This window comes from Chryseobacterium carnipullorum (assembly GCF_003815695.1).
Taxonomy (GTDB): domain Bacteria; phylum Bacteroidota; class Bacteroidia; order Flavobacteriales; family Weeksellaceae; genus Chryseobacterium; species Chryseobacterium carnipullorum.
Genome location: NZ_CP033920.1, coordinates 496,035 through 508,199 on the forward strand (window position 1 = coordinate 496,035; position 12,165 = coordinate 508,199).

The 12,165-nt window shown below is 37.0% G+C and carries 14 protein-coding genes; 13 read left to right on the plus strand and 1 reads right to left on the minus strand.

Features of this window, described 5'->3' with window-relative positions; all coding sequences use genetic code 11:
* The 8 genes from EG346_RS02355 to EG346_RS02385 all read left to right on the plus strand — a co-directional run bounded on the left by EG346_RS02355 (position 1) and on the right by EG346_RS02385 (position 8,192).
* Positions 1–1,206 carry an ABC transporter permease gene (locus EG346_RS02355; RefSeq protein WP_073331917.1) on the plus strand — a complete coding sequence of 402 codons (1,206 nt, stop codon included), beginning with the start codon at positions 1–3 and terminating at the stop codon, positions 1,204–1,206.
* Between the two features lie 70 nt (positions 1,207–1,276).
* Positions 1,277–3,079, plus strand: coding sequence for an endonuclease (locus EG346_RS02360; protein ID WP_123876890.1), 1,803 nt, complete (start codon positions 1,277–1,279; stop codon positions 3,077–3,079).
* A gap of 61 nt (positions 3,080–3,140) precedes the next feature.
* Positions 3,141–3,878, plus strand: coding sequence for a shikimate dehydrogenase family protein (locus tag EG346_RS02365; protein WP_073331922.1), 738 nt, complete (start codon positions 3,141–3,143; stop codon positions 3,876–3,878).
* A gap of 75 nt (positions 3,879–3,953) precedes the next feature.
* Entirely contained in the window at positions 3,954–5,759 is a 1,806-nt protein-coding gene (locus EG346_RS02370; RefSeq protein ID WP_123876891.1) for a DUF349 domain-containing protein, read from the plus strand.
* 63 nt (positions 5,760–5,822) lie between these two features.
* The gene (ribD, locus tag EG346_RS02375) at positions 5,823–6,869 is read left to right on the plus strand and encodes a bifunctional diaminohydroxyphosphoribosylaminopyrimidine deaminase/5-amino-6-(5-phosphoribosylamino)uracil reductase RibD (protein WP_123876892.1); all 1,047 of its coding nucleotides are present in this window, start codon (positions 5,823–5,825) and stop codon (positions 6,867–6,869) included.
* 42 nt (positions 6,870–6,911) lie between these two features.
* Positions 6,912–7,094, plus strand: a complete 183-nt coding sequence (locus tag EG346_RS02380) for a bacteriocin-like protein (protein WP_123876893.1) — start codon at positions 6,912–6,914, stop codon at positions 7,092–7,094.
* Between the two features lie 240 nt (positions 7,095–7,334).
* Positions 7,335–7,511: a bacteriocin-like protein gene (locus EG346_RS24705; RefSeq protein ID WP_164466309.1), complete on the plus strand. Its 177-nt coding sequence runs from the start codon at positions 7,335–7,337 to the stop codon at positions 7,509–7,511.
* 78 nt (positions 7,512–7,589) lie between these two features.
* Positions 7,590–8,192: an IMPACT family protein gene (locus tag EG346_RS02385; RefSeq protein WP_123876894.1), complete on the plus strand. Its 603-nt coding sequence runs from the start codon at positions 7,590–7,592 to the stop codon at positions 8,190–8,192.
* Here the strand turns inward: EG346_RS02385 and EG346_RS02390 are convergent.
* Positions 8,189–8,896, minus strand: a complete 708-nt coding sequence (locus EG346_RS02390) for a zinc metallopeptidase (protein ID WP_073332165.1) — start codon at positions 8,894–8,896, stop codon at positions 8,189–8,191. The genes EG346_RS02385 and EG346_RS02390 overlap by 4 nt on opposite strands.
* A gap of 107 nt (positions 8,897–9,003) precedes the next feature.
* Here EG346_RS02390 and EG346_RS02395 point away from each other — a divergent pair, with 107 nt between their 5' ends.
* The 5 genes from EG346_RS02395 to EG346_RS02410 all read left to right on the plus strand — a co-directional run bounded on the left by EG346_RS02395 (position 9,004) and on the right by EG346_RS02410 (position 12,111).
* A complete protein-coding gene (locus tag EG346_RS02395) occupies positions 9,004–10,137 on the plus strand; it encodes a GNAT family protein (protein ID WP_073331932.1) in 1,134 nt (377 codons plus the stop codon).
* Positions 10,138–10,278: 141 nt separating this feature from the next.
* Entirely contained in the window at positions 10,279–10,455 is a 177-nt protein-coding gene (locus EG346_RS24710; protein ID WP_164466311.1) for a hypothetical protein, read from the plus strand.
* A 121-nt stretch (positions 10,456–10,576) separates the two neighbouring features.
* Complete coding sequence (locus EG346_RS02400; protein WP_073331935.1) at positions 10,577–10,948, plus strand: NADH-quinone oxidoreductase subunit A; 372 nt, start codon at positions 10,577–10,579, stop codon at positions 10,946–10,948.
* A gap of 103 nt (positions 10,949–11,051) precedes the next feature.
* On the plus strand, positions 11,052–11,612 hold the full coding sequence (locus EG346_RS02405) for an NADH-quinone oxidoreductase subunit B (RefSeq protein ID WP_034730699.1): 561 nt from the start codon (positions 11,052–11,054) through the stop codon (positions 11,610–11,612).
* Positions 11,613–11,616: 4 nt separating this feature from the next.
* Positions 11,617–12,111: an NADH-quinone oxidoreductase subunit C gene (locus tag EG346_RS02410; protein WP_073331937.1), complete on the plus strand. Its 495-nt coding sequence runs from the start codon at positions 11,617–11,619 to the stop codon at positions 12,109–12,111.
* The last annotated feature ends 54 nt before the right edge of the window (positions 12,112–12,165 follow it).

The following is a 12,165-nucleotide window of genomic DNA, read 5'->3' on the forward strand; positions in this document are numbered from 1 at the left end:
TTGAAGAATATTGCATTTTACATAGCATCCAGATACCTTTTGGCTAAAAAAGGCAGTACCGCCGTGACGTTCATTACGTGGCTTTCGGCAGGTGCTATGATGGTTGCTGTGACTGCAATGTTCGTCATCATATCAGTATTCTCAGGACTGGAAACTCTCAACAAAGACCTTATTTCCAATCTTCACGCAGACCTGACCCTTAAAAGTGCTTCAGGAAAAACAGTTAAAGATCTGGACAAGGTAATAGGTATTCTAAAAAACAATAAGGCCATCAGCAATTTTTCCCGTGTGATTGAGGAAAAAGTGTATGTCAACTATAAAGGAAAGGGCGATATTGCCTATATAAGAGGGGTAGACTCCGCTTATATAAAGGTCAACCCTATCAACGAGGATGTATTTTACGGAACGTATCCAAGTTTCAAATACTCCAATGAAGTATTGATGGAAACCAATCTGCACAACAGGCTGTCCATTCCGATAGATTCCACAAGCAATTATGCTACGGTTTTCATGCCTAAGCCTGGAACCGGTATTATCAATAAGGAAGAAGATATTTATAACAAAAGAGATTTTCTGGTCACTGGAGTGTTTCCAGGGAAAGAGCAACTGGACAGTTATATTATTGCGCCTATAGAACTTACAGAGGAGCTTCTAAGCTTACCAAAGAAATCCGCATATCAGATTGTCATCAAATTAAAAAATCCTGAAAATGCAGATGCTGTAAAGCAAAACCTTCTTACATCTTTGGGTAAAAACGTAGAAATAAAAACCAAGGAAGAAGAAAATGCGGCTTTCTGGAAGATGATCAATACAGAAAAAATGTTCATCTACCTGATCTTTGCATTGGTAATCTTCATTACTACCTTCAACCTAGCCGGAGCCATTATTATCCTTCAAATTGATAAAAAAGAGCAATCCAGATCCCTTATTTCATTAGGTTTTCCCCTAAGCCATTTAAGAATGACTTATTTTTATACCGGAATTCTTATTGTAATTTCAGGTGTAATTGCCGGTTTAATTGCCGGAACCATCCTTTGCTATTTCCAACTTTACACTGAATTCTTCAGAGCCAATGAATTGTTACCATTCCCTGTAAAAATTGTTGGTAAAAACTATGTTATTGTAGCACTTACCGCTTCCCTTTTCGGAATTATGATTTCATGGTTCTTTTCCAAAATCAACAAAGACTATATTACTAAAAGTTAATACACTTACTCTGAAAAAAAATCTACTTCATTTTTGATTTTTTGTACCTTTACGGCCCAATTTTTTTTAAATGAAACGAATTTTATCCTTTTTTTTGCTGAGTTCTGCAATTATTCTTACTTCAGCACAGGCACCTCCAACCTATTATGACGGGACGGCAGGTTTGACAGGCATAGCTTTAAAAAACAAGTTAAGCCAAATTATCACCGACGGCCATCAGGCTAAAGCCTATAACGGTTTATGGACTGCCTACCAAACAACCGATCGTGACTACTTCTACGAAAATGATGGCTCTGTTCTAGATATTTATTCTGAAAACCCAACCGGTTCGGATCCTTATACTTATACCATTGGCACTAATCAATGTGGACAATATTCTGCTGAAGGTAACTGTTATAACAGAGAGCATATTGTACCTCAAAGTCTCTTTAATGAGGCTTCGCCCATGGTAGCGGATGTCAACTTCATCAGAGCAACGGACGGAAAAGTAAATGGAATGAGATCTAATTACCCTTTTGGAAAAGTAGGTCTTAGCCCGTCATTCACATCTCAAAACGGATCAAAATTAGGAACTTCGGCATCTGCAGGATACGGAGGAACTGTATTTGAACCCATTGATGAATTCAAAGGTGATGTGGCAAGAATGATTTTTTATTTTGTAACAAGATATCAATCTCAGCTTGCGAGTTTTACAAATGCCAATGGAACAGGAGATATGCTGGGAACAACAGCATTCCCGGGACTACAAACGTGGGAGCTTAATCAATTAAGAGCGTGGCATGCTACAGATCCGGTATCGCCTGCTGAAATTTCAAGAAACAACGCAACTTACGAATATCAGAAAAACAAAAATCCTTTCATAGATCATCCGGAATTCGTTGAGCTCATCTGGGGAACACAGGTTGTAGATACTCAGGCTCCAACTGCTGCGACTAACCTTATTACTCAAAATCCAACTTCCAATACAATATCTTTAAGCTGGACAGCTGCTACAGATAACATTGGTGTTATCGCTTATGATGTATATGCAAACGGAGTATTAAAAACAACAGTTTCAGGAACTACAGCAACGGTGCAGGGACTGACGCCTTCTACGACCTATACATTCTATGTGATTGCTAAAGATGCTTCAGGAAACGCTTCTCCACAAAGTAATTCTGCAGACGGAACTACTCTGGCAGGACAACCTGGCGGAAACACAAGCTGTGGAACTGAAAACTTTGATAGCATCCCAGCTTCTGACTCAGGCTATACAACCAGAACATGGACAAATAATAACATCACATGGACTGCAACAGACGCAAGAACTGACCAGACTATTTCAGGAAAAGCCATTACAATCAGAGACGGAAGCCTTACGAGCTCTACAATCTCTGGAGGAGTTAAAAGCTTATCTGTAAAAGCACAACTAAAATTTGGTGGAAGTTCAGGGAATCTGAACGTTCAGATCAATGGAGTAACCGTAGGAACAATAGCGTACTCTTCAACCGCTCCCACAGCTGCAATTATGATTGATAATATTAACGTAAGTGGTGATATCATCATTAAAATAGTCAACCCAATCACAACAAACAGAGTGGCTATCGATGACCTAAGCTGGACATGCTTCAATTCATTAGGAACTTCAGACGTGAAAAAAGATAAATCTCAATTTGCGATCTACCCTAACCCTGTAAAAAACAATGAATTATTTGTTAAAGGTGAAAACTTAAGCACAATTGTAAAAGCTGAAATCTATGATCTTTCAGGAAAACTTATTGAAGTAATCGCAAACCCTTTCAAAAATTCCAATAAGATCAACCTTAAAGGAATCACCAAAGGAAATTATATCCTAAAAACAGACCGTTTCTCTACAAAATTCATCGTAGAATAAACCATAAAAAATATTTGAGAACAAAGACCGATTTATTCGGTCTTTTTTTTATTTTTGATCTATGGATTCCAATAAAAAACTAGGACTCATAGGAAAGAATATTTCCTATTCCTTTTCCAAAAAATTCTTTGAAGACAAGTTTCAGAAGCTTATGCTGAAAGACTTCACCTACGATATTTTTGATCTGAATGAAATCAATGAAGTGGAAAACCTCCTGACCGATCCGGAACTTTTAGGATTCAATGTGACGATCCCTTACAAGGAAAAGATTATTGATTACCTTGACGGGCTTAGTGACGAAGCTGAAAAGATAGGTGCAGTAAACTGTGTTTTGATCAGAGACGGAAAAAAGACCGGGTATAACACTGATGCTTTTGGCTTTGAGAAAACACTTCTGCTTCATAAGAAAACCTATCAGGACAAAGCTTTAATACTAGGAAACGGAGGCGCTGCAAAAGCAGTGAAATATGTAATGGATAAACATGGAATTCCATCGGTTACCATTTCCAGGAATTCTGATATCAACTTTAAAAACCTTGACAACGAAACCGTTCGCAATCATAGAATTATTATCCAGTGTACTCCCGTCGGAACGTTTCCCAATATTGAAGACTGTCTTGAATTCCCTTTTGACGGAATCACTTCTGAGCACCTGATCATCGATCTTATCTACAACCCGAACTATACTCAGTTCATCATTAAAGCATCAGAAAAAGGGGCTAAAACAGTGAACGGATATTACATGCTTGAACAGCAAGCAGAAAAAGCTTGGGAAATTTGGAATTTTCAAAAAAAATAACCTAAATTAGTACCTTAATTGGCTTTACAGCTATATATAAAAGGATATTAACGCCACTCACATAAAAGATTTGCTATGACTACAGAAAACAATCTTTCTGAAAACGAAGAAAATAAAAATTCTAACGAAGTATCTCAACAGGAAACATCAGAAGTACCGGCATCTCATGCTGAAACGGCTCCCGCTGATGATGCAGAACATTTGGAAGAGGACCATACTGAAGAGATTTCTCTCGCTGATGCTTTGAAAGAAATGGAAACCATCATCAACACAGCCAATGCTGGTGAAAATTTCAAAAGATTCAATCAGTTAAAAGAAAAAGCAAGTCATTACATTCATGATGAAGTGGAAGACAAAAAGCATGAGTATGAAGAGGGAGGAAATGCTCCTGAAAACTTCAGCTACGAGCATCCTTTACAGTCTAAATTGTCTGCTTTGATCAATATTTTCAGAGAAAAGCATGACACTTACCAGAAATCACAGGATGAAGAGCAGAAGAAAAACCTTGATCACCGCCAGAACATTATAGAACGACTTAAAAATCTTTATACCAATTCTGAACCCGGAACCAATCTTTTCAAATCCATTCGTGAAATCAAAGAAGAGTGGTCAAAAGCAGGTCAGGTGGCAAAATCTGAATTCAAGATTCTTAACAATAACTATTTTCACCATCTGAATCAGTTTTACCAGATGCTGGATCTGAATAAAGAATTTCTTGAGCAGGAATTCAGTCACAATCTGGAAAAAAGACAACACATCATTGCACGAGCCAAAGAACTCGAAAGTGAGCCTGTCATTCAGAAAGCATTAAATGAGCTTCAGTACCTTCATAAGCTTTGGAAAGAAGAAGCTGAACCGGTTGCTGAAGAATTCCGTGAAAAAACATGGGAAGAATTCAAAGAAATTTCCAATAAAATTCACGAAAGAAAATCTGAACTATCGGCAGCCATTGAAGGAGAGCAGAATGATAATCTGGAAAAGAAAAACCAGATTATTGCAGAGATCAAAAAACTATCTGAGCCTTCTGAAACTCCTAACCACAACTACTGGCAGAATTCTATCAAAAGAGTTGAAGATTTACGAACAGAATTCTTAAAAACAGGAAGTGTTCCAAGAAAATTGTCCAACCAGAACTGGAATGACTTTAAAACAATCCTCAGAAGCTTCAACACAACAAAAAATAATTACTATAAATCTCTGAAAGGTTCGCAACAGGCTAATCTCGAAGAAAAACTAAAACTTATCCAGACGGCTCAGGACAATATGAATAATGAAGAATGGGATATTACTGTTCCTTTATTCAAAAAACTTCAGGAAGACTGGAAAAAGGTCGGTCACGTTCCAAAAAGCATGACCAATAAAATCTGGGATGAGTTCCGTGATGCATGTAACACATTTTTTAATAATTACAGAGAGAAAAACAACGCTTCCAATGACAACTGGAAGGAAAATTACAAGCATAAAAAAGAAATTCTTGAAGACCTGAAAACGGTTTCCAATGACGAAGGCAGTATTGAAAAAATAGAAGCCATAAAAACAGCCTGGAATAACATTGGAAAAGTACCGAGAGACAAGATTGCTATCAATACCGAGTTCAACAGAACATTAAGAGAAAAGTTGAAATTAAATAAAATCAATGAACTTGAATTAAAAGAAGAAGGACTCACAGAGAACCAGCTTACCGATAAAGCAAGAAAAATCAAGAGCCAGATCTCTGATCTTGAAGGTGAAATTGTAAAACTGGAAAACAACCTGTCATTCTTCAAAAATCCGTCAAAAGATAATCCACTTCTAAGAGATACCTTCAATACCATCGATGAGAAGAAAGCGCATCTTGAAACTTTAAGACAAAATCTTCACAATATTATTGCAGGAGAGTAATCAATTAAACAATATTATAAAGGCGAAGCAAAGAAATTTGTCTTCGCTTTTTCTTTTCAACTTATGAACAACCACGAACAATATATAAAAAGATGCATTGAGCTTGCCGAAAAAGCATTAGGCAATACCTATCCCAATCCTCTGGTAGGAAGTGTAATCGTCCATGACGGAAACATTATCGGAGAAGGCTATCATCGTAAGGCCGGGGAAAACCATGCTGAGATCAACGCAATCAACTCTGTAGAGCACCAAGAACTCATTGCTGAATCTACGATTTATGTTTCTCTGGAGCCTTGTGCCCATTACGGGAAAACGCCGCCTTGTGCCTTAAAAATAAAAGAACTTGGATTCAAAAAAGTAGTAATCGGGGCTATGGATTCCCACGATAAAGTGAATGGCAAAGGAAAGAAAATCATCCTGGATGCAGGAATAGAAGTCGTTTCCGGAGTATTAGAAAAAGAATCTGTTGAACTCAATAAAAGATTTTTCACCTACCACGAAAAGAAAAGACCATACATCATCCTTAAATGGGCAGAATCAGGAGATGGATTTCTAGATAAAGACTTTACACCTACCGCCATTTCCAATTCACTTGTCAACCAGTTTGTCCATCAGTTAAGAGCAAACGAACATGCAATTCTGGTCGGAACCCAGACTGCTTTAAATGACAATCCAAGTTTAACAGTTAGAAATGCGGAGGGAACAAATCCCATACGGGTTCTTATAGACTTTGATTTAAAAGTTCCGAACCATTTTAAGATCTACAATAATGAAGCTCCAACTCTGGTTATCAATACCACTAAAGAAGGAATAGAAAACAACATCACATTTATTAAAGTTGAAAAGAAGAATTTCTTACAGGATCTGATGCATGCACTTTATAAAGAGCAGATACAGTCCATTATTATAGAAGGCGGAAGTTATACCTTACAACAATTTATCAATGCCGGACTTTGGGATGAAGCAATAGTCATTAAAAATGATGCTCTGAAGCTTGAAAATGGAACAAAAGCTCCTGAATTCAAGCATGATACTACTGACCACAAAAATTTTCGAGACAACAGCATAAGTAAATATGTTAATTTATCTCAAAATAGAGAATTATATTAATTTTTTTTTGGTTAAATTAGTCTTTAACCAAAAAAAATTAATATGAAAAATCTAAAAAAAATCTCAAGAATCGGATTAAAAAGCATCACCGGTGGTGCCTTCGTAACCTGTACTCTACCCAATGGACAACCAACCAGATGCAGAGATAAATGTCCGCAGGATTTTTGCGGCCCTACAAGCTATATGTGCCTGATTCCAATGGATCTTTGTGGAGCAGGGATATAATATTAAGTTAGAAAATCAAAAAAGATACAAGGAAAGCCGTCAAAATATTGATCGCTTCTCTATTGAACTTTAATTTCAGAATATACTATTTTTTCAGATAAACACTATAAAAAACAAAGGAAAGCATCCATAAAAACATATCAGTCAAAAACTTACCTCCGATTTTTTTTATCTATTTTCACTTTTATTGGATTTAATTGCTTACCTTTTATCAAACTAACCATTAAATTCAATATCAACATGAAAAACTTAAGAAAATTATCAAGCAGAGAATTAAAGTCTATTCAGGGTGGAATCCAGGGATGCTATTATTTAGCAAATGGCACCTATTTTTGTCCTTGCAGACCAGGTTACTTCAGATGCGTTCCTACAGATGCCAGTGAAGTCTGTAAACCTAATGGTACGATATGTATTTAAAATAGAAAGGAGCGGAAACGCTCTTTTTTTTATCAATATATAAACCGTAAATTTGCAGTTCAAAAGTTACTGAACGGTATGTTCGAATATAAAACCATAGAAAAACCCATAGAAAATACTTTATTGAAAGAAAAAGGAAGCAAGTTCATTGGATTTGCATTTCCTGTCAACAATGATAAAGAACTGAAAGATGCCCTTGAAAAGGTGAGAACGGAACATCCAAAGGCAACCCACCACTGCTATGCTTTCAGAATGGGTCTGGAAGGGGAAAACTATCGGGCGAACGACGACGGAGAACCTTCCGGAAGTGCAGGGCTTCCTATTTACAATCAACTTTTGGCTCATGAGATCACCAATGTTCTTGTTATTTCCGTACGTTATTATGGCGGTACAAAACTGGGGGTTTCAGGTCTGGTTAAAGCTTATAAAGAATGTGCCAAAATTACTCTGGAAGAAGCGAATATCATTACCAAAGAACTTGAAGCTGAAATTGAAATTCAGTTCAACTTCAATCAACAGAATACCATTTTCACGTTACTTTCTAAATTTGATGCAAAGGTTTTACATTTTGATGCCAATGAAAACTGCATTCTCACAGCTTCTTTAAAACTAGCCCAAAAAGAAAGCATCTCAGACAAATTATCCGAGATGCAGTATGTTTCATTTGAATTTAAAGATTAATTTCTTCTTCCTCCTAAAAGCAAAGAACCCCAATAAAGAAGCTGAGCCAAAGATCCGATAGCCGCTACTACATAGGTTCTTGCTGCCCACTTCAAACTATCCTGTACTCCTACAAATTCTTCCTGAGTAACTGTACCCGTATCTTTAAGCCACTTCATTGCCCTGTTACTCGCATCATATTCCACAGGAAGTGTTACAAAAGCAAAAAGCGTGGTCATGGCAAACATCGCTACTCCTATCGCCAAAACGGCTGTATTTCCATTGGGATCTTCAATAGATCTTGTCGCTGCCATAATTCCGATACCGGCAAGCAGCACAAACTGCATTAAATTAGAAGTTATATTAACAACAGGAACCAATTTTGAACGCAGATTAAGCATTGAATACCCTACTGCATGTTGTACAGCATGTCCGCATTCGTGAGCTGCAACAGCTGCTGCCGCCGCATTTCTTTGCATATAGACTCCTTCTGAAAGATTGACTGTTTTGTCTGCCGGATTATAGTGATCCGTCAGTTGGCCGGGAACTGAAATTACCTGTACATCATTGATCCCGTTATCTCTAAGCATTTTTTCTGCTACTTCCTTTCCCGATAGACCATTTCTGAGATGTACATTGGAATAATATTCAAATTTCGATTTCAATCTGGATGAAACCCACCAGCTTACCAGCATTGAAATACCGATAATGATATAATAACCCATCATTTTATATAGATTTTTGTGTTTAAATTTTAACCATAATGATGTAAAAACTGTGCCAAAGTATTACATTTTATTATTTATATTTGTCCTCAAATTCCCTTCTAATTATGTCTAAAGTTTCAGTTATTGAAGTTAAAAACCAAAGCGAATTAAAACAATTCGTAAGGTTTCCGATGGATCTTTATAAAAACAACCCTTATTATGTTCCTTCTTTTATCAAAGACGAATTTAAACTTTGGGATGCAAAAGAAAATCCTGCTTTAAATTATTCAAAATCCAGACAGTTTCTGGCATTCAAAGACAATAAAGTGGTTGGACGAATCGCTGTGATCATCAATCACAAAGAAGAACAGGAATTGGGCATCAGAAAAGTACGTTTCGGATGGATTGATTTTATTGACGATAAGGAGGTTTCTAAAGCTTTAATCCAGAAAGCTATAGATTACGCCAAAGAAAACAACATAGACAAGATTGAAGGCCCGATGGGATTCACCAACTTAGACAAAGCAGGAATGCTTACCATGGGATTTGATAAACTGGCCACCATGATCGGGATCTATAATCACGAATACTACCCTAAACATCTGGAAGAGCTGGGACTTACCAAAGAAAAAGAATGGGTGGAATATGAAATGAACTTCCCTAAAATCTTACCTGAAAAAGTAGAAAAATTCAGTGGATTAATTGCGCAGAAATACAAACTTAAAGTGCTTAATTTCAAATCTAAACAGGAGATTCTCCCCTTCGTAGAACCGATGTTTAAATTGCTTGACGAGACTTATAAACATCTTTCTACCTACACGCCTATTTCAGACGAACAGATACAGACCTACAGAGAAAAATACTTCCCTTTTATAGACAAAAACTACGTCATCTGCGTGGTAGATGAAAATAACGAACTGGTTTCTTTTGCCATCACGATGCCTTCATATTCAAAGGCTTTACAGAAATCAAAGGGAAAACTATTTCCTTTCGGATGGTGGCACTTCTTGCAGGCAGGAAAGAAAAATGACCGTGCGAATTTTTACCTGATCGGAATTCATCCGGAATATCAGAGACGCGGCGTAACAGCCATTATATTCAAAGAAATTTTCGTACGTTTTACCAGTATGGGAATCGATTTTGCTGAAACAAATCCGGAGCTTGAAGAAAACAAGAGTGTCCAGGTTCTCTGGCAGGACTACAATCCGGTGAATCACAAGCGAAGAAGAACGTATTCGTTAATGGTCAATAATGACTGATCATTAATGATTAATAAAGTATGAGTTATTCGTGACTTATTTTAAACCGGTAACAAATAACTCATACTTTACCCCTTGAAACCCCAACCCCGGCATTTGATAACCCGAAACCCGTATCTTTAAACCCGTATCCCATCATCCATGAAACCACATCTTATTGTTTTCGCTGCTCTCATCGCAGCATTTATCGCTTACAACTTCTTTTTTAAGATCGAAGATGATCGAATGAATACGGTAGTTAACATAATATTAGCCAGTATCCTTTTCGGATATATTTCATTCATGGCCTACTCTCTCCTCAAAAAAATGAAGAAATAAGTACTATTTTTATTGATTCTAAATTACCGCTTTTCCCCATTTTAATCCCACTTTTAAGCTTATTAATTTCATGCTTTCTTGTTTATTCGCTAAATTTGCAAATTGAGATAATAATGCAAAAATGAATTTACCTGAAAGTTATATTCCAATCCTTATCCAAGCAGGTGTAGCCATGGCGTTTGTAGCCGTTTCTTTGCTTGGAGCACATTTTCTGGGACCGAAACAGAAGAAAGGAAATTCTGTCAAGAACCAAAGCTGGGAATGTGGAGTTCCTGTAGAGGGAAATGCGAGAACACCGTTTTCTATTAAATACTTCCTGACTGCGGTATTGTTCGTACTATTCGATATTGAAATCGTATTTTTTTACCCATATGCGGTTAATTTCAGAGAATTCGGAGTAGAAGGATTCCTGGCCGTACTTACGTTCGTCGCAATCTTCTTCATGGCGTTTTTCTATGTTTGGAAACGTGGTGCATTAGATTGGGATAAATAAATTTTAACATTAAAAGATTTAATGTATTTGAATAATTTAAAAATGAGTAATGCTCAATTTTTTTGAATCCTTCAATACTTCAGTCTTTAAATATTTAATAAAAATGTCAGATAAAAAACCAGTAATAAGAACAGATGCACCTGCTCCCGAAGGATTTGAAGGAGAAGGGTTTTTCGCAACAAAACTGAGCAGTGTGATCGGAATGGCTAGAAAGTTTTCTCTTTGGCCTTTACCATTTGCTACTTCTTGTTGTGGTATCGAGTTTATGGCTACCCTGAACCCTACGTATGATGCTTCTAGATTTGGTATGGAGAGAAACTCTTTCTCACCAAGACAGGCAGATATGTTGATGGTTTGCGGAACGATATCTAAAAAATTAGGACCAGTCCTAAAAGAAGTTTACACTCAGATGGCAGAGCCGAAATGGGTGGTTGCTGTTGGAGCTTGTGCTTCCAGCGGTGGTATTTTTGACACTTACTCTGTATTACAGGGAATTGATAAAATTATTCCGGTGGACGTTTACGTTCCTGGATGTCCTCCTAGACCGGAACAAATCATTGAAGGCGTAATGCAGGTTCAGGCTCTTTCGGAAAGTGAAAGCATCAGAAGAAGAGATATGCCTGAATACCAGAAATTACTAGATTCTTACAACATAAGCAACTAACGGAATGACAAACGAATTTGTACTAGAAGCCATCACAAGAGAATTTCCGGATTCTGTTATTTCAAGTTCAGAACCTTATGGAATGTTGACGATTGAAGTGAAGAAAGAAGATATCAAAAAGATCATTCATTATTTGAGAGATTCCTCACTGGAATTTAATTTCCTTACCGATATCTGCGGAATCCATTATCCAGAATTTCCTGATAAGGAAATCGGGGTCATTTATCACCTTCACAATATGATGGCCAATTTCAGATTACGTCTGAAAATCTTTATGTCCAGAGAAAATATTGAAGTGGATTCTCTTGTAGAATTATTTGCAGGAGCGAACTGGATGGAAAGAGAAACCTTTGACTTCTATGGTATTAAATTTAAAGGACATCCTGATCTGAGACCAATCCTGAATATGGAAGATCTGGGATACCATCCGATGCTGAAAGAATACCGCTTGGAAGATGGAACAAGAACAGATAAGGACGATAATATGTTCGGAAGATAAAAATAATGCAATAAGCAGTAAGCAATAAGCAATAAGCTTAAAGCCTAAAGCCTA